This window comes from Streptomyces sp. NPDC001709 (assembly GCF_053596375.1).
The window spans coordinates 256864-278365 of sequence record NZ_JBSFGB010000005.1 but is presented as its reverse complement, the minus strand read 5'-3'; the positions used below and the strand labels follow the sequence as shown (position 1 = coordinate 278365).

Here is a 21502-nt window from a genome sequence, read left to right as displayed (position 1 = left end):
GGCTCAGTCCACCGGCCAGGTGTGGACCGGCGCGTTGAGGTGCATGTAGTCGATGTACAGCTGGGTCATCCGGCGCAGCGCCTCGTGGCGGCCGGTACGCGTGGTGGCGTCGAGGTGGTGGAACATCTCCTTCTGCCACACGGCGCCGTTGCGTGCCGTCACACAGCGCTGCTCGATGACGCCGAGCAGCGGCTCCCGCCAGGCCTCGTCCATGCCCGAGTGCTCCAGACCCCGGTGCGCCAGCGGCAGCAGCCTCCGCAGGACGAGTTCCGGCACCGGCACCTCGCCCATCCCCGGCCAGTACAGCAGGGCGTCGATGCCGTGCCGGGCGGCGGTGTGCAGATTGTCCTCGGCGGCCGCGAACGACATCCGCGACCACACCGGCCGGTCCTCCTCCACCAGGGCCCGGGTCAGCCCGTAGTAGAAGGCGCCGTTGGCGAGGGTGTCGGCGACGGTCGGCCCGGCGGGCAGCACCCGGTTCTCCACCCGGATGTGCGGTACGTCGTGGGAGACGGCGTACACCGGACGGTTCCAGCGGTAGATCGTGCCGTTGTGCAGGGTCAGTTCGCCGAGTTCGGGGGTGTCGCCGCGGTCCAGTGTCTCGGCCGGATCCTCCTCGTCGCACAGCGGCAGGAGCGCCGGGAAGTAGCGCAGGTTCTCCTCGAAGAGGTCGAAGACGCTGTTGATCCACCGCTCCCCGAACCACACCCGGGGCCGTACGCCCTGCACCTTGATCTCCTCCGGGCGGGTGTCCGTGGCCTGTTCGAACAGCGGGATACGGGTCTCGTGCCACAGCTCCTTGCCGAACAGGAACGGCGCGTTCGCCGCCAGTGCCACCTGGACGCCGGAGATGGCCTGCGCCGCGTTCCAGTAAGGGGCGAACTCCTCCGGAGACACCTGGAGATGGAACTGCGTGCTCGTGCACGCGGCCTCCGGGGTGATCGTGTCGGCGTAGGTGCGCAGCCGGTCCACGCCGTCCACCTCGATGCGCAGGTCTTCGCCGCGGGCCGCGAAGATCTGGTCGTTGAGCAGCTGGTAGCGCGGGTTCTCCGACAGGCTCTCCTCGCCGATGTCGTCCTGGCGCAGGGTGGGCAGGATCCCGATCATGATCAGCCGGGTGCCGATCGACCGGGCGCGCTCGTCGGCGTGGTTCAGCGCGGCGCGGATCTCCGACTCCCACGCGTCGGGGCCGCCCGCGATCAGCCGCCGGGGCGGGACGTTGATCTCCAGGTTGAACCGGCCCAGCTCGGTGGACCAGGCGGGGTCGGAGATCGCCTGCAGCGCATCGGTGTTGCGCATCACCGGCTCGGCGTCGTCGCCGACCAGGTTCAGCTCGATCTCCAGGCCGACCTGCGGCCGCTCGGACTCGAACCGCGACTCGCGCAGCATCTGCGCCAGCGCGTCGAGGCACGCGTGCATCTTGATCCGGTACCGGCGGCGGTCCTCGCGGGTGAAGACGAGCGCCGGGACGTCGCGCCCCATCGTCCCTCCAGGAAGCCCCTCGTCACAGCCCTCACCACCCAGCGTCGCACCAGAACGCGGGCCCCACCACGTACGCGCCGCCGCGGCCCGCCGTGGACGCGGTCGAGCGCCGGGGCCTGTACGCGGGCGGGCACAGAGCGTGAAGAGCGCCCGTATATGCGGCGGCGCCGTGGTCCGGGGCGGCGGAGGTTGCGAAGATGGGCCCATGACCACGTCCCACGGCGCCCGCCGGCCCACGATCGCCGACGTCGCCGCGGCGGCGCAGGTGTCGCGGACCACGGTGTCCCACGCCCTCAACGGCATCGGCAAGGTCGACCCGCGGACCCGCGAACGCATCAAGAAGATCGCCGCCGAGCTGGGGTACCGGCCCAATCTGCGCGCCCAACGGCTGCGCCGCGGCCAGGCCAAGGCGATCGCGCTGGCCTCCTCGATGCCGTTCGCGGTGGCCGGTGGCCCCTCGCGGCTCGGCTTCTACATGGAGGTGGCCGCCGCCGCGGCCGAGCGGGCCCTCGTCCACGACTACGCCCTGGTGCTGATCCCGCCCGTGCAGTCGGGTTCCGCGCTGTACTCCGTCGACATCGACGGCGCGATCGTGGTCGAGCCCGACGCGGACGACGCGGCCGTGGCCCAACTGCGCGAGCGCGGACTGCCGTACGTCGCGCTGGGCCGGCCCACCGCACCCGACGACGACGCCCCCTATGTGGACCTGCACGGCGGCCTGGTCGTCGAGCTGCTCCTGGACCACCTGCGTGACCAGGGCGCTCGCAGCCCCGCGCTCATTGTCGGCGCGAGCGCCCGCCACTCCTCGGTCGACGCCCGCGCGGCCTACGAACGGACCGCCGCGGCCTACGGCTGGCCGCCGATCGTCGCCACCGCCCCGGAGGACGGCGGTGAGCAGGCGGGGTACGACCGGTGCGCCGCACTGCTCGCGGAGCACCCCGGCATCGACGCGCTGTGCGTGCTCGTGGACGCCTTCGCCGTCGGCGCGGTACGGGCGCTGCGGGAGGCGGGCCGCCGTATCCCCGACGACGTCATGGTCGTCACGCGGTACGACGGACTGCGCGCCCGGACCTGTGAACCGCCCCTCACCGCGGTCGACTTGAGGCTGGACCGGGCCGCCGCGGACGCGGTGGAGCTGCTGCTCGCCCGGCTGGGCGCGCGACCGGCCACCGGCGCGGCGGACACCGAGGGTGAGGCGCCGGCCGCCGCCGGGCCCCGGCTCGTCCTGCGCGCCTCGTCCCTGCGCCGTCCGCCGTCCGCTGGCCGCTGCTGACGGGACCTGCCCGGCGACGGAGTGGAACGCCGCATCACGGCCCGGCCATCAGCACCACTCCGGACACCAGGGCGAAGACGAGTACGAGGGCGCGCATCTTCTTCGCGTCGACGCGCCGGTGCACGAGCCGGCCCCGCCGCGAGGGCGGGGAGCAGCAGGAGCGCCCAGCTGCGCCTCGTCCCTGCGCCGTCCGCCGACCGCGGCTGACGGGACCTGCCCGGCGACGGAGTGGAACGCCGCATCACGGCCCGGCCATCAGCACCACTCCGGACACCAGGGCGAAGACGAGTACGAGGGCGCGCATCTTCTTCGCGTCGACGCGCCGGTGCACGAGCCGGCTCAGCCAGGCCCCTGCCGCGAGCGCGGGGAGCAGCAGGAGCGCCCAGCCCATGTCCGCGGGTCGGCCCCGCCCGCTGACGAACAGCAGGGCCAGGGAGGCGACTTCGCCCACCAGGAAGCAGACCGCGACCGTGGCCCGCAGCTCGCCGGGCGGCCGGTGCTGGTAGACGAGGGCGAGGGGCGGGCCGCCCACGCCGGTCGCGGTCTCGGTCAGCCCGGTGACCACGCCGGCGCCCACATAGGCACCGCGCCCGGGCACGAACGACGGCACGACCAGGCTCACCACCGCCGCCAGCACCGTCGCCGCGCCGACCACGGCCCCAAGAGCGCCCTCCGGGATCGCCCAGAGCAGCGCCAGCCCCGCCGGTGTCGCGCCCAGCCGCGCCGCCGTGATCCACCGGGCGCCGCGCAGATCGAGACTGTGCCGCTCGCGCCAGGCGACGTAGAGATTGAGCGGGATCATCGCGGTCAGCACGAACACGGGCAGCAGTCCCGGATCGAGCAGACCGGCGACCGGCGCCACGATCAGCGCGAACCCGAGGCCGCTGGCCCCCTGCACGAACGCGGCCGCCGCGACGGTCAGCGCCAGCACCGCCAGCGTGCCGCCGCTCATCGGTGACCACCCTGACAGGGTGCGGGCGGGGGCGCGGGCGCGTCCCCAGCCGGAACCGTGGTGAGCGAAGCCGGGAGCGCGGGCGGGCGCGACGCGGCAGCGGGGGATTCGGCGGTGTGGGGCGCCGCGTCCGCGGACACGTCCCCGGCCGGGACCGGAGCCGAATCGGCGGACCGGCACGGCGACGAGTCCGGCACCGCGTCCGGCGACGGCACGGTGTCCGAAGCCCGGGTCCACGTCCGGTTGGCATGCGGGGCGGAGTCCGGCGACCCACCCGGCACCGGGGCCGGTACCGGTACCGGTACCGGTACCGCAGATGGTGGATCCCCCCGGCGCGGTGCTGGCGCCGGGGCCGTCGCGGACGTCCGCTGCTGTGCCGCCACCGACGTCGGATGGGCCCGTGCCACCCCGGCGCGCCGTACCACTCGTGGGGCCAGCTCGGCGGCCCGGCGGACCAGTGCCGGTCCGTCCCAGTCCGGCGGCCAGCCGCGCCACAGCCGCAGCCGGCCGGCGACGAACACGGCGGTGAGCTGATCCCGGTTGCCGCGCCGGACCAGTTCCCACGGCAGGTCCCAGGACGGCTGCATCTCCGGGCCGGTGATGTCCACCAGGAGGAAGTCCGCCGCGGCACCGGCCACGATCCGCCCCGTGTGCCCGCCGAGTCCGACCGCGTCCGCACCGCCCGCCGTGGCCCGCTCCCACCACGTCCAGCCGGCACCGCAGGAGGAGTCGCCGCTGGCGAGGCCGTACGTGAGCCGCTGGGCGGACTCCGCGGCGTCCGCGAGCCGGAAGCCGTCCCCACGTGTCCCGTCGGTGCCCAGCCCGAACCGGATGCCGCGCTCGGCGAAAGCGGTCGCCGGGGCGACGGCGTTGCCCTTCCACGCGCTGGCCACCGGGTTGTAGCTCACCGCCGTACCGCTGTCCGCGAGCAGCGTGACCTCGGCCGGGGTGAGCAGCGTGGCGTGCGCGGCCAGCAACTGCGGGCCCAGCGCACCCACATGGTGCAGATACTCCAGGGGGCGCAGCCCGTGCCGGACCAGTGAACGCTCGACGGCGACGAGGTGTTCGTTCACATGGATCTGTACGACCGTGCCCGCGTCGGCGGCGAGCCGCGCCGTCGCCGCCAGCGTGCGCGCGGTCGCGGCCTCCGGCACGGACACGGCGAGCGACGGACGGACCAGGTCGTCACCGCCGTAGCGGGTCAGATGCTTCTCGGCGGCGGCGAGCACGGCCCGTGGATCCGCGTCCTGACCGGTGCCGTCCGAGGCGTCGTTGCAGACCAGCCCCAGCACACAGCGGATCCCCGCGTCGCGTGCGGCCTGGGCCACCACGTCCACGTCCACCGTGGCCCGCGTTCCGGCCTCGGCGACCGTGGTGAAACCGCCCCGCAGGGACTCCAGCGCGGCCAGCTTCGCGGCGACGTACGCCGACTCCTCGTCCAGAGCACGTTCCAGCGGCACCCACACCCGGCGGAAGATCTCCGACGGTTCGCCGAACGCGAGGGCGCCACCGAAGCTCTGCGTCAGATGGTGATGGGCGTCGACGAAGCCCGGCACCAGCGCATGTCCGGGCAGCCGCACCGGGGGCAGCGACGGATACGTACGGACGATCCGCTCGACCGGGCCGACATCGCGGAACCCGCCCTCCCGCACCACCACCGCGTGGAGTTCCAGCGGGCCGTCGGGGGTCAGTGTCACCTCGGGGACCAGCAGCAGCGTGTCATGACGCAGCTGGTCGAGGGTCAGGTCGGTCATGCTTCTCCGTTGTTCTGGTGGTGGAAGACGACGTTGAGGACGGCGGCGACGAAGGCGCCCACGGCGACCCCGCTCTCCAGCAGGATCCGCACGTCGGAGGGGAAACCGGCGTACACACCGGGGACCAGGATCGGCAGCAGCCCCAGCGACAGGGCGACCGCGCAGGTCATCGTGGCCGTGTGGTCCTCGAGCCGGGCCCGGGCGAGCATCTGCACGCCGAGTACGGTGATCACCGCGAAGACGACCATCGCGGCGCCCCCGACCACGGCCGACGGCATCATGCTGAGCGCCCGAGCGACGGGGGTCAGAAAACCGAGGGCGACCAGGACGACGCCCGCGGCGGCCGTGACGTACCGGCTGCGCACGCCGGTGACCCGGACGATGCCGATGTTCTCCCCGCTGGTCACCATCAACGGCAGCCCGAAGCAGCCGCCGAGCAGCGAGGTCAGGGCGTCCCCGCGGACCGTGCGGGGCACGTCGGTACGGACGTCGATCTCCTTGCCGACCGCCTCCGCGTTGATGACGGTCTGCCCGGTCGCCTCCGCCATGGACGCGAGGCTGTACAGCATCAGCGGAAGCGCGGCCAGAATGTCGAAGGTGGGGGTGCCGAACGGCAACGGCTTCGGCACGCCCACCAGTTGACCCGAGAGGGCGGAACCCGGGTGGACCTGGCCGAGGGCGAAGGCGAGGGCCGTGCCGGCCGCGAGGCCCAGCAGTACGGCGAGTTGCCGCAGGATCCCGCGCAGCAGCCGGGTGAAGACGACGATCAGACCGATGGTGGCGAACGCCAGCCCCAGCCGTACCGGGTCGGCGAATCCGGGTGTGCCGGGCTGCCCGATGACCAGCAGCGCGCCGACCTTCACCAGGTTGACCCCGACGATCACGATCATCGTGCCGATGACCAGCGGCGGGAAGAACCTCAGCAACCGTGCGAACAGCGGCAGCACCAGGAAGGTGAAGGCGGCGGTGAGGAGCACCGCACCGGTCGCCGTGCGCAGCCCGTGCTGCTGCGCGATCGACAGGAACAGGATCAGCGGCGCCCCGCCCGGCAGCATCACGAACGGCAGCCGTGGCCCGAACTTCCACGGGCCAAGGGACTGGACGAGGGAGCCGACCCCGGACAGCAGCAGGGCCGCCGAGAGCAGGTCGACGGTCGTGCCCGGGCCGAGCCGGAGGGTCGCGCTCATCAGGAAGATCGCGGAGATCGGGGTCGCCGCCATGACGAGGACGTGCTGGACGCCGAAGAGCAGGATCCGCCCGAGGGGCCGGGACTCGTCGACGGGGTGCACGGCACCGGGGGCGTCGGGAGGTACAGGAGGTACGGGGGAGGGGTCGACGGGATGTACGGGACTGGACACGCGCGGGCTCCGTTCGGCTCGCTCGGCGCAGGCCTCGACGATCCGGCCGTGGACGGCGGCCAAAACGATGCGGCCAAATCGATTTGGCCGTCAGTATGGAGGGACCGATGGGGGGGCGGTCAAGGGGTGGCGGGTAAAACGCGGACCGCGCCCTGCGCGATCCCGGCTCGGAGACGAAGGCGAAGGCGAAGGCGATGACGGAGACGGGGACGGAGGCGGGGACGCGCAGGGCGCGGCGGGGGTGAGGGTGAGGGCGGGGGAGACGGCTGTGCCGGAGGTCCCGGACTCAGCCGTGCTTGCGGGCCACTCCGCCGTAGAAGCCGATCTCCTCGGAGCGGGGCGGCGGGGTGGTGTCCGGGCGCCAGAAGGGAACTTGGGTCAGTCCGGGTTCGACGAGCTCGAAGCCGTCGAAGAACCGCTCGACCCGGTCGCGGGACCGCAGGTTCATGGTGGCGGTCGCGTTGTTGTAGACGGCTTCGGCCTCGCTGCGGTCGTCGGCGAAGTCCCCCGTCGCGTGCGAGAGCACCAGGAAGCTGCCGGCCGGGAGCGCGTCGCGCAGCGTGGCCACGATCCGCTCGGGCTCGTCCGTGTCGCGGATGAAGTGGAGAATGGCGACGAGGAACAGGGCGACCGGCCGGCCGAAATCGATGGTCCGGCGGACCTCGGGATGATCGACGATGGACTGCGGATCGCGCAGGTCGGCGAGCACGATGCTGGTCGTGCCGGCCCGGCTGAGCAGCGCGTCGGCGTGCGCCTTCACGATCGGATCGTTGTCGACGTAGGCGACGCGCACGTCCGGGGCCAGTTCCTGGGCGACCTCGTGCACGTTCGGCGAGGTGGGCAGCCCGGTGCCGATGTCGAGGATCTGGCGGACGCCGCTGTCGACGACATACCGGACCGTGCGCCGCAGAAACGCGCGGTTGGCCCGCACGGAGATCCACACCTCGGGCGCCGCCGCGGCCAGCTGGTCGCCCGCCTGCTGGTCCACCTCGTAGTTGTCCTTGCCGCCCAGGAGGTAGTCGTAGATCCGTGCGGGATGCGGCTTGCTGGTGTCGATGCGCACGGCCTGGCTGCCGTCCTGAGTCACGCTGGGCTCCTCTCCATGACCGTCACGGCCTCGGTCCCGCAAACGGTTGGCCAAAGCTTCCCATATCAACTACCGGGAGCGCGTGGGGAGTTCCCGGAGCTCAGGTCTCGACGAGTGCAGCATCTTCGAGGCGGGCGGCACGGGGATGTCGTCTCCAGTCGTCTCCCAGGCGCCCGGCGTGCCTCACGGTGGCTGTCTCGCATGGCGGTTGTGGTGGGCCGGGCGGTGAGTGAGGGCGGGTGTCGCTGCGGGTCTGCCCCTGGTGTCGAGCGCGTCTCACGCGGCCGTCCCGTCGGCCGGCCGCCGTCGGCGGGCCACCCTGCGGCGGTAGGCGGTAGGCGGTAGGCGGGCGGCAGTCGTCGGTGTACCCCCGTGCGATGAGGCGTGTCACCCGTGCGGCCCGGCTCCACTGGCCTGTGCGGTGCCGGCGACGGAGGGTCTGAACGAGATCGGTGAGCCGGTGCTTCGTCCGACCGGTCGCCGAGTCGTCCCTCCGTGTCTGTGACCAGGCGGGCCGACGTACCGGGGGGCGGGGAGCGGTTGAATCCATGCGCTCGGTTCGTTCCCCGCCCCTCCGCCGGGTGCAGGCCCATCCCTTCGTCGGTCTGTGGAACGCCTGGTTGGTCACGCTGCGCGCGGGCGAACGCGTGTTGTCGCGGTTCATGCGGACCATCAGCGAGACCAGCGAGCGCGTTCCCGGCAGCGCGGCCAGCACGTGTTCGCGCTCCCCGGCGAGGTCGGGTGGTCCAGGCTCTCCGCCGCCGCGTCGTCCGCGCCGGCCTCCAGGCGCAGCGCACGTAACCGGACCCCCGGCCGATCGAGCGGCCAGTGCGGCCCGCACGGACGGGTGGGCGCGTCCGATGGATGCGCTTGAAGTCTGAAACCGATCGGTTTACGGTGGATCGGAAACCGATCGGTTTCCGATCCCTCTCTTTCGCGCTCTGGAGATGAACATGACTGCGATCAAGGACTCCGTGGTGCTGGTCACCGGCGGGAGCCGTGGCCTGGGCAAGGCGCTGGTGGAGGAGCTGTACACGCGCGGCGCCGCCAAGGTGTACGCCACGGCCCGCGACCCGCGCACCGTGACCCACCCCGACGCCGTGCCGCTCGCCCTCGAGGTCACCGACCCCGCATCGGTCGAGGCCGCGGTGGCGCGGGCCCAGGACGTCACGATTCTGGTCAACAACGCCGGTGTCTCACTCGGCGCGACCTCCTTCCTCGACGCCCCCGTCGACGTAGTACGCCGCGAATTCGAGATCAACTTCTACGGGCCGCTGCTGCTCACCCGTGCCTTCGTCCCAGTCATCGAGCGCAACGGCGGCGGTCACCTCCTCAACGTCCACTCCGTGCTCTCCTGGCTCGGCGTCGCCGGCTCCTACAGCGCGACCAAGGCCGCTCTGTGGTCCCAGACCAACTCCCTGCGTCTGGAGCTGCGTTCACGCGGCATCGGGGTCACCGGACTGCACGTCGGCTATATCGACACCGACATGACCACGAACATCGACGCACCCAAGTCCACCGCGGGCGACATCGCCGCCCTGGCACTGGACGGCGTCGAGGCCGGGGTCCACGAGGTCCTGGCGGACGACATCACCCGGAGCGTGAAGGCGGGGCTCTCCGGAGACCTGGCGGCCCTGTATCCGCAGCTGGCCGACTAGCGACCCGCGGTCCGGCCGGCCGGCGATCGGGGCCAAACCTCACCTGCAACAGCCGTAACAATCACCGGCGTTTCGGCCACCCGCCGCCGTCGCGGAGGCCTTGCACCACTGCGACCGCGCGTTCGACGGCCCCGGATTTACGGGTCCGTTCTTCGTCCGGAAACGCATGCGTTCGATTCGCCCGCACCCTCGTTGAGTTGGGCACCGCCGGACCACCCAGGTGCGGTGCCGACCCGAAGGAGGGACGCAGGTGACCGTGACCGACGCCTCGACAGAAGACTCCCCGCCACCCCCTCCACCGCCGGCCACGATCAGCTACGCGGGCAAGTTCGGCAAGAACCCCCTGGAAGAAGCCAGTTTCCGGAGGATGTGCGGACGTCTGCCGTCCGTGCTGCGCCGTACCGCGCGCATGGCATGGTCCGTGGACCGGTCCGGGGTCGTCCTGCTCCTCGTCTGCCAGTTCCTCACCGGCCTCACGGCCGCCGTGGTGCTCGGCGGTACCGCACGGGCGATGACCCACATCCTCGGCACGGGCCCCGTGTCCGAACGGCTGCACGGCGCCCTGCCCGCCCTCGCGGTCGTCACCGCGGCCGCGGCGGTCGGCCGGATCGGCAGGGCCCTGGCCTCCTATGCCGACGGGCGGATCACCCCGCGGCTGGTGACCGAGGCCGACGTGGCGCTCGTCTCCGCCGTCTGCCGTGTGGAAGCCGCCGCCCACAGCGAGGACGGGTTCGCCGACCGGCAGGAGGCCGCCGAGGTCGGAGTCACCCGCACCACCACGATGGTCAAGGACGCTCAGCAGTTCCTGGCCTCGCTCATCCGCATGATCGCCGCCGGCGGGGTGATCACCGCACTGCACTGGCTGATGCTCCCGCTGTTGCTGCTCGCCGTCCTGCCCGCGGGTCTGGGCGCCGTACTCTCCGCCCGCGTCGACTACGAGACCCACTACGCCAACGTCGGTGACCGCAACGTACGCGGCATGATGCGCTGGTGGGCCACTTTCTCGCGGCACGGCGACGAGGTCCGCGCGAACGGGATGACCGAGTACCTCGTCTACTGGTACCGCGCGCTGTCCGAGCGGATCGACCGGCGCACCCTGACCGCCGCGCCCCGCATGCTCCGTATCGTCCTGGCGACCTCCGCCCTCGGCGGTGCCTTCCTGCTCCTCACCTGGGCCGCCCTCGCCTGGCTGGCCATGACCGGGCGGGTCGCGCTGCCCGTCGCCGCGACAGCGGTGGTCGCCGTGCAGAGCACGCTCGCCGCGCTGTCCCAGTTCGTGCAGTACGGCGCCGCGATGTTCCACACCTCCCTCTACCTCGCCGACATGCGTGCCTTCCTCGACATGGCAGCCGAACGCGCCCCGAAACGCGGCGAGTTGACGATCCGGGACCAGGTAGAGGAGATCCGGCTCGAGGAGGTGGTCCACCAGTACGCCGGCAAGGACGAGCCCGCCGTGGACGGCGTCTCCCTCACCCTGCGGCGCGGCGAGATCCTGGCGATCGTCGGTGAGAACGGCTCCGGCAAGTCCACGCTGACCAGGCTCATCACCGGCATCCTCCTCCCGGACAAGGGTCGTGTCCTCTGGGACGGCGTCGACCTCGCGCGCGCCCGGCCCGACTCCGTCTGGAGCCGGACCGCGCTCGTCCCCCAGAACTTCGCCTGCTGGCCGCTGCGCGTCAGGGAGAACATCACGCTGGGCCAGCCCCGCACCCATGACGACGGTCCGGTGTGGGACGCCATCGACGCCGTCGGTATGCGCGAGGCGGTCGAGCACCTTCCCGGCGGGCTCGACACCCTGCTCGCCCGCGAGATCTTCGGCGGCGCCGAGTTGTCCGGCGGGCAGTGGCAGCGCCTGGCCTGCGGCCGCGCGCTGTACCGCCGTACCCCCCTGCTCATCCTGGACGAGCCGACCTCGCAGATGGACCCGCGCGGAGAGCACCAGATCTTCCTGGAGATCAAACGCATCGCCGCCCGGCGCATCACCATCGTGGTCACCCACCAGCTGGAGAACACCCGCCTCGCGGACCGGATCATCGTCCTGCGGAGCGGTCGTGTCGTCGAGCAGGGCAGCTACGACGACCTCGTGCAGGCCGGCGGGCTCTTCGCCGAACTCGTCGCCCTGGCCAAGGACCGGTGACGGCACGCCCTCACCCGCGCGCCCGTCTGCCCCTTCCCTGGACAGACGGGCGTACGGCTATCTAGAGTATCTGTCCAAGAATGGAAAATCAGTCCAAGTAGCGACCGTCAAGCAACGCGACCGCAACCTCGCGGAACGCAGGAAGGGAAGGGGAGACCGTCATGGCCGCCGCTTCGCCCGTAACGTTCGACGATGTCCGTGCCGCCGCCGCACGCCTCGAAGGTGTCGCCCACCGCACCCCCGTCCTCACCTCGCGCACCCTGAACGCCCTCGTCGGCGCCGAGGTGTTCATCAAGTGCGAGAACTTCCAGCGCGCCGGCGCCTTCAAGTTCCGCGGCGCCTACAACGCGGCCGCCCAGCTCACCCCGGAAGAGCTGGCCAAGGGCATCGCCGCCTACTCCTCCGGCAACCACGCCCAGGCCATCGCCCTGGCCGCCCGCGAACTCGGCACCAGCGCCGTCATCCTGATGCCCGAGGACGCCCCGCGCACCAAGCGGGAGGCAACCGCCGGATACGGCGCCGAGATCGTCACCTACGACCGCTACACCGAGGACCGCACCGCGCTCGGCACGGCGCTGGCGAAGGACCGCGGCCTGGTCCTCATCCCGCCCTACGACCACCCCCATGTCATCGCCGGACAGGGCACCGCGACGCTCGAACTCCTCGACGAGACCGGCCCGCTCGACGCCCTGCTCGTACCCGTCGGAGGCGGCGGCCTGATCGCCGGCAGCGCCACCGCCGCCAAGGCCCTGCATCCCGGCATCCGGGTCGTCGGCGTGGAGCCGGAGGAAGGGGACGACACCAAGCGGTCGCTGGACAGCGGCGCCCGCGTCACCCTGCCCGTGCCCCGGACCATCGCCGACGGGCAGGCCCTGCCCACGCCCGGTGAGATCACCTTCGAGATCAACCGGCACCTGGTCGACGCCATCGCCCTCGTCAGCGACGCGGAGATCGTCACCGCCATGCGCTTCGCCTTCGAACGCCTGAAGATCGTCCTCGAACCCAGCGGCGCGACCGGCCTGGCCGCCCTCCTGGCCGGCCGCGTCGACAACCTCCCCGCCCGCATCGGCATCATCGCCTCCGGCGGCAACATCGACACCGGGCGCTTCGCCGAACTCGTCGGCGGGTGACCGGTGTCAGGGCGCCCGGCGAGCCAACTGCCCATCGCGGGCTGCCCTGGGGACCGGACCCGGCCGCCGCTCCGGCGCGGGCGTCTCCTAGGGTCGGGGCATGACGAGTGAGTTCAGCGACGCCTTCCTGCTGGAGGCCGAGCGGCATGCCGCCTGGGGTGCCGCTCAGTTGGAGACCCTGACCGCGTTCCTGCCCGAGGGGCCGTGGACCGCCGAGCTGTCGTCCTGCCTCTACCAGCAGGGGGAGCTGGCCCTGCGCGTGGCCGTACTGGGCACGTACGACATGGCCGAGCAGTCCTGGATGTGGGGCTGGGCGAATCCCGGACTGCGGGGCACCGAGGTGGTGGCGGCGACCGGTGTCATCGAGCGGTACGGACGGGCGGGCGGCATCGCCGAACTGACCGGGGAGGTCCTGGACCTGTCCGGTTTCGCCGATCCACGGCGCGCCGCGGAGATGCTCGCCTTCACCGGCATGGGAGTGGCCGGGGCGCCCGGGTACATCGGCGTTCCCGCGGGCGGCGCCACCCGCGTCTACTTCCTCCCCGACGACCCGCAGGTCCCGCGTGCCGGGGTCGACCCCGTCACCCTGCCCCGGACCCTGCTCACCGGAGCCGGACTCATCGGCCGTTCGGCCCGACACGTCGTGACCGGCTACTTCGACCACCACGGCCTGCCCCGGCGCGACGAGGCCGGCCGGATCGTCGCCGATCTGCCCGGCGGCAGTGCGGTCGAGGTCGACTTCGACGCGTCCGGCCGGATCGCGGGCGTCGGGGTCAAGGTGCTGCCCTGACGAGGCCGGCACGGAAAACCGCATGCGCCGCGCAGCGCGCCTCGGTTAGCGTGACCGCATGTCCACGCCCCGAATTTCCTAGCTGAGGACCCGCTTCCACGCCAGAAGTGTGTCCTCTCGCTATTTCGGAGCGTTACGCCATGATCACCGCTCGCGATGTCGAGCTGCGCGCCGGAGCGCGCCTGCTGCTGTCCGGCATCTCCTTCACCGTCTCCTCCGGCGACCGGATCGGCCTCGTCGGCCGCAACGGCGCCGGCAAGACCACCCTGCTGACCGCACTCGCGGGACGAACTCGGCCCGCCGCAGGCACCATCACGCACACCACGCCGGTCGGCTTCCTCGCCCAGGACTCCCGTGCCGCCGACCCCGCCACGACGGTCACCGACCGCATTCTGTCCGCCCGCCGTCTCGACACCGCGCTGCGCGATCTGCGCGAGGCCGAGGCGGCGCTGGCCGACGCCGCCCGTCCGGCGGCGCTGGAGCGGGCGATGAACGCCTACGCCCGTGCCGAAGCCGCCTTCCAGTCCGGCGGCGGCTATGCGGCCGAGGCCGAGGCCGCCCGGGTGGCGGCCGGAGTCGGCCTGCCCGAACGGGTCATGGGCGAACCGGTCGGAGCCCTGTCAGGCGGGCAGAAGCGGCGCGTGGAGCTCGCCCGCATCCTGTTCGCCGGAACCGACGGCACCCTGCTGCTGGACGAGCCCACCAACCACCTCGACGCCGACTCGCTCGCCTGGCTGCGCGGCTTCCTCCAAAGCCACCAGGGCGGACTGGTGGTCGTCAGCCACGACACCGCACTGCTCGCCGACGTCGTCAACCGCGTCTTCCACCTGGACCCCGGCCGGGCCACGATCGACATCCACAACACCGGCTGGCACACGTACACGACCCGACGCGAGACGGAGGAGCGGCGCCGTACCCGGGAGCGGGCCGGCGCCGAACGCAAGGCCGCCGCGCTGCACGCACAGGCGGACCGCATGAAAGCCCGCTCCGCCACCGCCACCATGGCCAGGAGCATGGCCCGCCGCGCCGACCGCATGCTGGCCGAGCTGGAACCGGTCCGGCGCACCGAGAAGACCGCGCGGATCCGGCTGCCCGAGCCCGCCCCGTGCGGGCGGACGCCGCTCGGCGCGATCAGCCTGGCCAAGTCCTACGGCGACCACCGCGTCCTCGACGGAGTCGACCTGGCGGTGGACCGGGGCAGCCGCATGGTCGTGCTCGGCCTCAACGGCGCCGGCAAGACCACCCTGCTGCGGATCCTCGCCGGCGTCGAACGGCCGGACAGCGGACGGGTGGTGCACGGACACGGGCTGCGCCTCGGCTACTTCGCCCAGGAGCACGACACGCTCGACACCGGGCGCACGGTCCTGCAGAACCTGCGCGCCGCCGCGCCGCACCTGGACACCGGTGCGGCACGCCGGGTGCTCGGCGCGTTCCTGTTCGGCGGGGACGACGCCGACAAGCCCGCGGGTGTGCTGTCCGGCGGCGAGCGGACCCGGCTGGCGCTGGCGGGCCTGGTCCACTCCGGGGCGAATGTCCTGCTGCTGGACGAGCCGACCAACAACCTCGACCCGGCCTCCCGCGACGAGGTCCTGGCCGCGGTCGGCACGTATCCCGGCGCGATCGTGATGGTCACCCACGACGAGGGCGCCCTCGACGCCCTCCACCCGGACCGTGTCCTGCTGCTGCCGGACGCGGACGACGATCTGTGGAGCGAGGAGTACCGCGGACTCGTCGCCCTCGCCTAGGGCCTGTCCGGCGGATCCTGTCGCAGACGCGGGGGCTGATGAGAGGCCGTCACTTTCCTGCGACCTGATCCGCCGGACAGGCCCTGGTCATCGACCGGCCTGTTCGTGGTCAGAAGTGGGTGCCGCCGTCGATGCGGATCTCCGTGCCGGTGATGAACTTCCCGTCCTCCGAGCCGAGCATGGCGACGACCGACGCCACCGTCTCGGGACCGGCGAAGCCCTGCCCGAGCGCCGGAGAGAGCTTGGCGAACAGGCTCAGGTCCGCGTCTTCGGGCAGCCCAGGACCGGTGCTCTGCCCGCTGACACCGCTGCCGTCGGTCATCCCGGACGAGATGGAGCCGGGCTGGACGGCGGTGAAGCGTATGCCCTGCCGGGCGTACTCGGCGGCGAGGGCGTGCGTCATCGACTGGACGCCGCCCTTGCTCGCCGCGTACGCCGCCATGTAGGGGTGCGCGAACTGGGCCGACGTGGAGCTGAAGTTGACGACCGTCGCGTCACGTCCGGCCAGCAGCGCCGGTATGGCCTCGCGGATGACGAGGAAGGTGCCGGCGAGGTTGACCTGAAGGATGCGGGTGAAGTCCGGAAGGCTCGTCTCGTGGGTGTGCGAGGAACGCAGGATCCCCGCCGCGTTGACCAGTACGTCCAGACCCCCGAGGGCGGCGACGGCGGCGGCGACACCCTCGCGTACCGAGGTCTCGTCCGCGATGTCGACGACGAGCGTGGTGAGGCGGTCCGCGTGCGCTCCGGCCTTCTCCAGGGTGTCCTTCAGGCCCCGCTCGCTCACGTCCGCGGCCACGACGGTGCCGCCCTCGGCGAGGAGGCGCAGCACGGTGGCCTGCCCGATGCCCGAGCCGCCCCCTGTGATCAGCGCGCGGCGGCCTTCGTAGCGGTTCATGTCTTCTCCTGCCCGCCCTGCCGCTGCGCGGCCGGGCCTTCACGACGCCGGTTCTCCTGCCGGCCGGCGCCCTCACGGCCTTCACGTTACGCCGAGGTGACACATTTTGCCATCAGGTCAATCCACGTCAGCCCTGCCCCTCGCCGTACCCTTCTGGAGTGAGCACCAAGCCGCCCCCCTCCTTGACCGAGCGTCGCAAGGCCGCCACCCAGCTCGAGATCGCACACGCGGCGGCCGAGCTGTTCGCCACACAGGGACCGCACGCGACCACGGCCGAGGAGATCGCCCGGGACGCGGGCGTCGCGCTGCGGACCTTCTACCGCTACTTCCGCTCCAAGCAGGACGCGGTGAGCCCGCTGCTGGCCGCCGGAGCCGACCGGTGGCGGGCCCTGCTGGAGGCGGCGGAGCCCGGCACCGATCTGACCCGGGTGCTGGAGACGGCGGTGGAACGGTCTCTGGCGGCACCGGACGAGGAGGCCGCCCAGGCGCTGCTGAGGACCCGCGGGCTGCTGCGCGCCGCCGCGGACGACCCCGCGCTGCGCGCGGTGTGGTACCGCGTCAACCAGGAGTCCGAGGAACGCCTCGTCCCGGTCGTCGCCCGCCTCGCCGACGGACGCCTCGAGGCGGTGCAGGTGCGGATGGTCGCGGCGGCGGCCACGGACGCGATCAGGATCGCACTGGAGACCTGGGCCGACACGGAGGCCGCAGTCACCGGCGAGTACTCACCGGCTTCCCTGGCGATCGACTGTCTGCGCCAACTGGTGGGCGGAATGAGCGCGTTGAGGCCGGACGGCGACGGCGCCGGCGAGGGCTAGGGAGGGGGCAGCGGGAACCGTGGGCCCGGCCCGTTGTCAGTGGTCGCCCTTACGGTTTGACCAGTGAGGACCTGCCGGAACGGCCGCGGGTCCGTCCTGGGGAGGGGTCTGCCATGACCACGGCGTCCGCGGTGTCGACGACGTATCTGGAGCTGTCACAGGAGGGCGGCGGCGCCCACAAGTTCTACGAAGTGACCGTCGACGGAACAGTGGTGACGGTGCGCTACGGCAGGATCGGCGCCGCCGGGCAGATCCAGACGACGACGTTCCCGACCGCCGAGAAGGCCCGGGCGGCCGCCGCGAAGAAGGTGGGGGAGAAGGTCCGCAAGGGATACGCCCCGGCCGTCCAGGGACAGCGTGCCCCGCGCCCGGTGACCCGGCGTCAGGTCAGCTCGGCCCCGTCCACGGCGCGGGCGGTGGCCCCCGTGCTGTGGCGGTTCCGCACCGGCTCCGCCGCGTTCGGCATCCATGTCGACGACGAACACTGCTGGGTCGGCAATCAGGCCGGTGACGTCTACACCCTGGGCCACGACGGCGCGGTCCTCGCCCGGTTCAGCCTGCCGGACGGGGTGAAGTGCCTGGTCGCCGACGACTTCTGGATCTACGCCGGCTGCGACGACGGCAAGGTCTACGACCTCTCCTCCAAGCTGCCGTTCGCCGCGTACGACATCGCCGCCGACGTCGACATCTTCTGGCTGGACATCCACGAGGGCATCCTGAACGTCTCGGACCGCGAAGGCCGCCTCACCGTCATCGACCACGAGGACGAACACCAGTGGTCCCGCCGCAGCCAGGGCGAACACGCCTGGATGATCCGTGCCGACGACCGGGCCGTCTACCACGGCCACCACCGGGGCGTCACCGCCTACGCGCCCGACGGCGGGGGCGAGTTGTGGCACACGGCCACCAAGGGCAGTGTGCTGTTCGGCTGGCAGGAGGACGACGCCGTCTACGCGGGCACCGGGCACCGCGTGGTCCAGCGGCTGTCGAAGGCGACCGGCGCGATCGAGGCGACGTACGCCTGCGACAGCGCGGTCTACTCGTGCGCCGCCTCCCCGGGCGGGCGGTTCGTCTTCGCCGGGGACGCCGCGTCGTCCGTCTACTGCTTCGACCAGCACGGCACGCGCCTGTGGAAGCTCGGCACGGGCGGCGGTTCGGCGCTGTCGATGCAGTACCACGACGAGCGGTTGTACCTGGTGACCACCGACGGCTCACTGGTGTGCGTCGACGCGAGCGAGACGGCCATCGCCGCGGCCCAGCAGGGCACGGTGCCGGTGGCGCGGGACGTCAAACTCGCCGCCGCCCTGCCGACCTACGCGCCCGCCACCGCCGTGGCCGAGGTGTCCACCGTCGCCCAGGCCCCCGCCGGCGCCGTCGTGGTCCAGTGCGTGCAGCAAGGTGGCCGGCTGCGGGTGCACGTGCTGTCCGAGGGCTACGACACCTCCTGGAACGTCCAGTTCCCGCGCGCGATACGCGAGCCGGGCGCCCGCTATGTGGTGGACGCCCTGCACCCCGCGGCGGGCGGCTTCTACCGCGTCCGCGGCGACATCCGCCGCCTGCTCTGACACTCCCGCTCTCCCCGCGGCATGGTCCAGCCGACCGGCACCCGGCCGCCCTGCCCGGCAGGCCGACCGCGCCGGGACGCTCTCCGGCCGTCGCCCATCGGCGATCCCGGCCACGGAGAGGCTCGCGCGTCGGAGGGGCTCGCGCGTCACCGGGGCAAGCCGGCCGGTACCTCAAGGCCGAACCCCTCGCGGGTGCGTGCGGCGAGGCGCACCTCCGCCGCCCTGCCCGACCGGCTGCGTCAGGGGTGTACCCCCCGCCGCCTCCATCGGCGGTCCCTGTCGCGGTGAGGCTGTTGCGTCGCTGGGTCCGGCCAGTCGGTGTCTCAAGGCGGCTGCGCGGCCTTCGCCTCGGTGTGCTGTCCAGGGCGGCTGCGGTTGGGGACGTGCCTTGGCCGTGCCCGCCAGCGGTCCCTGTCGCGGTGAGGCTGTTGCGTCGCCGGGTCCGGCCAGTCGGTGTCTCAAGGCGGCTGCGCGGCCTTCGCCTCGGTGTGCTGTCCAGGGCGGCTGCGGTTGGGGACGTGCCCCGGCCGTGCCCGCCAGCGGTCCCCGTCACGGAGAGGCACTCGCGGCACCCGGTCCGGCCGGTCGGCGCGTCAGCGTCGCGTGGTCGTCGCCTCCGCCAGTACCTCGTGGGCCACGGTGAGCGCCTCGGCGCGATCCTGTGGAACCAGGCCGATGCGGGTGCGGCGGTCCAGCAGGTCCGACTCGTCCAGGGCGCCCTCGTGCCGGACTGCCCACAGGAGTTCGGCCCGGGTGACCGGGTGGCCCGGCAACACCGGCTCGGCCAGGGCGGGGTCCCCGGCCGCGAGGGCGTGGACGGCCTCGGCCTCGGTGCCGTAGCGGCGGACCAGGTGCCGGGGTGCGGACAGGGTGCGCAGCCGGCCGGGTGCGGCGGCGCCGACCAGCGGCAGCGCGGCGGTGGGGGAGGGGGCGGCGGGCAGTCCCCGGGCGGCGGTCGCGGCGTCCACGGCGTCCTGTGCCATCCGCCGGTAGGTGGTGAGCTTGCCGCCGACGATCGTCGTGACGCCGTCGGGGGACGTCAGCACCGCGTGCCGGCGGGAGATGTCGGAGGTGCGGGCCGGTGCGCCGTCGCGGCCGTCGTGCCCGGAGGTGTCCAGCAGGGGACGCAGTCCGGCGAAGGCGCCCACGACCTCCTCCCGGGCCACCGGCGCGTCCAGGACCGAACCGAGCACGTCCAGCAGGAAGCCGATGTCGGTCTCGGGCACGTCCGGGACATCCGGGATGCCGCCCTCGACCGGCTCGTCGGTGAGACCGACGTACACCCGGCCGTCGCCCTGGGGCAGGACCAGGACGAAGCGGTTGGTCTCGCCGGGGATCGGGATGTGCAGCCCGGCCGGCAGCGCGCCGAGCCGCTCCGAGCGCAGGACCAGATGGGTGCCGCGGGACGGCCGGATCCGGATGCCCTCGACGAGGTCGCCCGCCCACACCCCGGCCGCGTTGATGACCGCGCGGGCCCTGATCTCGCCCTCCTCGCCGGTGAGTTCGTCGCGGATCCGGGCGCCCGTGCCGGTCAGCTCCAGCACCCTGACCCGGGTCAGCACCCGTGCCCCCTGCGCGGCGGCGGTCCGGGCCAGGGCGGTGACCAGCCGGGCGTCGTCGGTCACCTTGCCGTCCCAGGACAGCAGTCCGCCGCGCAGCCCGGCCGAGCGCACCGAGGGCGCCAGGTGCCGGGCCTCCGTCGCCGTCAGCCGGCGCGGGGCGGGCAGCATCTGGCGCGGGGTCCGGGCGGCCAGCCGCAGCATGTCCCCGGCCCGGAACCCGGCCCATGCCAGCGAGGCCTGGCCCTTGGACACCAGGGGGGTGAGCGGCAGGACGAACGGCTGGGCGGTCACCAGGTGCGGGGCGGTGCGGGTCATCAGCACCCCGCGTTCGACCGCGCTCTCGTGCGCGACGTCGAACTGCGCGGAGGCCAGATAGCGCAGCCCGCCGTGGATGAGCTTCGAGCTCCAGCGGGACGTGCCGAAGGCCAGGTCGTGGGCGTCCACCGCGACGACGTCAAGGCCGCGGGCCGCCGCGTCCAGCGCCGCTCCGGCCCCGGTGGCGCCGAGCCCGACGACCAGGACGTCGGCGACCCTGCCGTCCGCGGCCTCGGCCAGTTCCCGGCTACGGCGGTGTGCGCTGAGGGACGAGCCGGCGTCGGCCCTGGTGTGGCTCATGGCGTGAGGGTCCTCTCCAGGAGGGTGCGCAACTCGCCGAGGAAGGCGTCGGAGTCGAGCTCCGGATCGTCCTCGTCGGTCATCGTGCGCAGGGACAGGGTGAAGGACTGCACGGTCAACAGCAGGGCGCGGGACTGCCGTTCGACATGCCCGGGGCGCACGGAGCCGTCCGCGTGGCCCTCGCGCAGCCCGTCGGCCAGCAGGGCCAGCAGCGCCTCCTGGCTCGCTCCGCGCCGGTCGAGCACATAGGGCAGCAGCAGCTCCGGATCCACGTCGACGATCTTGCGGAAGAGCGGGTGCGCCCGGAATGCCTCGACGCCCGCCACCAGTCCGTCCACGATCCGGGTGCGGGTGTCGGTGCCGGCGGCGGGCTCCGGGATCGCTCGGGTGGCCACGTCGATCCACTCGCGGGTCATCAGATCGCCCACCAGGGTCCGCAGGTCCGGCCAGCGCCGGTACAGCGTCATGCGCGAGACGCCGGCGCGGCGCGCCACGTCGGCGAGGGTGGTGCGGCGGACTCCGACGGCCAGCACACAGTCGCGCACCGCGTCGAGCACGTGATCGTTGTCCGAACCGTTGTGACGAATAGGCGTCATGTGTCACAGTGTAACGCCCCGGGGGCTTGGCGGGACCGGACACCGTCGATCCGGGGCACGGCCGCCGGGCCGTCGCGCGAACCGAGCA

At 72.7% G+C, this 21502-nt stretch carries 15 protein-coding genes and 1 pseudogene; 8 read left to right on the top strand and 8 right to left on the bottom strand.

Going from position 1 to position 21502, the window contains the following annotated elements:
* Window positions 1-3: 3 nt before the first annotated feature.
* Window positions 4-1482, bottom strand: coding sequence for a glutamate--cysteine ligase (locus tag ACWC0C_RS10220; protein ID WP_450863060.1), 1479 nt, complete (start codon window positions 1480-1482; stop codon window positions 4-6).
* Window positions 1483-1687: 205 nt separating this feature from the next.
* On the opposite strand from ACWC0C_RS10220, the gene ACWC0C_RS10215 reads away from it, so the two are divergent.
* The gene (locus ACWC0C_RS10215; RefSeq protein WP_450863058.1) at window positions 1688-2755 is read left to right on the top strand and encodes a LacI family DNA-binding transcriptional regulator; all 1068 of its coding nucleotides are present in this window, start codon (window positions 1688-1690) and stop codon (window positions 2753-2755) included.
* A gap of 241 nt (window positions 2756-2996) precedes the next feature.
* Here the strand turns inward: ACWC0C_RS10215 and ACWC0C_RS10210 are convergent, their stop codons facing one another.
* The 4 genes and pseudogenes from ACWC0C_RS10210 to ACWC0C_RS10195 form a co-directional block, all read right to left on the bottom strand.
* Entirely contained in the window at window positions 2997-3707 is a 711-nt protein-coding gene (locus ACWC0C_RS10210; RefSeq protein WP_449194197.1) for a sulfite exporter TauE/SafE family protein, read from the bottom strand.
* 359 nt (window positions 3708-4066) lie between these two features.
* A pseudogene (locus ACWC0C_RS10205) lies at window positions 4067-5461 on the bottom strand (amidohydrolase family protein); the annotation flags it as partial.
* Window positions 5458-6750, bottom strand: a complete 1293-nt coding sequence (locus ACWC0C_RS10200) for a uracil-xanthine permease family protein (RefSeq protein ID WP_450863191.1) — start codon at window positions 6748-6750, stop codon at window positions 5458-5460. The gene ACWC0C_RS10200 and the pseudogene ACWC0C_RS10205, both read right to left, overlap by 4 nt.
* Before the next feature lie 355 nt (window positions 6751-7105).
* A complete protein-coding gene (locus ACWC0C_RS10195; RefSeq protein ID WP_450863056.1) occupies window positions 7106-7906 on the bottom strand; it encodes an SAM-dependent methyltransferase in 801 nt (266 codons plus the stop codon).
* A gap of 953 nt (window positions 7907-8859) precedes the next feature.
* Here ACWC0C_RS10195 and ACWC0C_RS10190 point away from each other — a divergent pair.
* From ACWC0C_RS10190 to ACWC0C_RS10170, 5 genes are all read left to right on the top strand, one after another.
* Window positions 8860-9564, top strand: coding sequence for an SDR family oxidoreductase (locus ACWC0C_RS10190; protein ID WP_450863054.1), 705 nt, complete (start codon window positions 8860-8862; stop codon window positions 9562-9564).
* Between the two features lie 256 nt (window positions 9565-9820).
* A complete protein-coding gene (locus ACWC0C_RS10185) occupies window positions 9821-11701 on the top strand; it encodes an ATP-binding cassette domain-containing protein (protein ID WP_450863189.1) in 1881 nt (626 codons plus the stop codon).
* A 161-nt stretch (window positions 11702-11862) separates the two neighbouring features.
* Window positions 11863-12831 carry a threo-3-hydroxy-L-aspartate ammonia-lyase gene (locus tag ACWC0C_RS10180; RefSeq protein WP_450863052.1) on the top strand — a complete coding sequence of 323 codons (969 nt, stop codon included), beginning with the start codon at window positions 11863-11865 and terminating at the stop codon, window positions 12829-12831.
* A 100-nt stretch (window positions 12832-12931) separates the two neighbouring features.
* Entirely contained in the window at window positions 12932-13621 is a 690-nt protein-coding gene (locus ACWC0C_RS10175; RefSeq protein WP_450863050.1) for a DUF6882 domain-containing protein, read from the top strand.
* Window positions 13622-13761: 140 nt separating this feature from the next.
* Window positions 13762-15366, top strand: a complete 1605-nt coding sequence (locus ACWC0C_RS10170; RefSeq protein WP_450863048.1) for an ABC-F family ATP-binding cassette domain-containing protein — start codon at window positions 13762-13764, stop codon at window positions 15364-15366.
* Window positions 15367-15475: 109 nt separating this feature from the next.
* Here the strand turns inward: ACWC0C_RS10170 and ACWC0C_RS10165 are convergent, their stop codons facing one another.
* On the bottom strand, window positions 15476-16261 hold the full coding sequence (locus ACWC0C_RS10165) for an SDR family NAD(P)-dependent oxidoreductase (protein WP_450863046.1): 786 nt from the start codon (window positions 16259-16261) through the stop codon (window positions 15476-15478).
* Between the two features lie 158 nt (window positions 16262-16419).
* Here ACWC0C_RS10165 and ACWC0C_RS10160 point away from each other — a divergent pair, with 158 nt between their 5' ends.
* Entirely contained in the window at window positions 16420-17076 is a 657-nt protein-coding gene (locus ACWC0C_RS10160) for a TetR/AcrR family transcriptional regulator (RefSeq protein ID WP_449194205.1), read from the top strand.
* A gap of 113 nt (window positions 17077-17189) precedes the next feature.
* The gene (locus tag ACWC0C_RS10155) at window positions 17190-18641 is read left to right on the top strand and encodes a WGR domain-containing protein (protein ID WP_450863044.1); all 1452 of its coding nucleotides are present in this window, start codon (window positions 17190-17192) and stop codon (window positions 18639-18641) included.
* A gap of 593 nt (window positions 18642-19234) precedes the next feature.
* Here ACWC0C_RS10155 and ACWC0C_RS10150 read toward each other — a convergent pair.
* Window positions 19235-20818 carry a glycerol-3-phosphate dehydrogenase/oxidase gene (locus tag ACWC0C_RS10150; protein WP_450863041.1) on the bottom strand — a complete coding sequence of 528 codons (1584 nt, stop codon included), beginning with the start codon at window positions 20816-20818 and terminating at the stop codon, window positions 19235-19237.
* Window positions 20815-21414: a TetR/AcrR family transcriptional regulator gene (locus ACWC0C_RS10145; protein WP_450863039.1), complete on the bottom strand. Its 600-nt coding sequence runs from the start codon at window positions 21412-21414 to the stop codon at window positions 20815-20817. The genes ACWC0C_RS10150 and ACWC0C_RS10145 overlap by 4 nt, the downstream gene beginning before the upstream one ends.
* Window positions 21415-21502 lie beyond the last annotated feature (88 nt).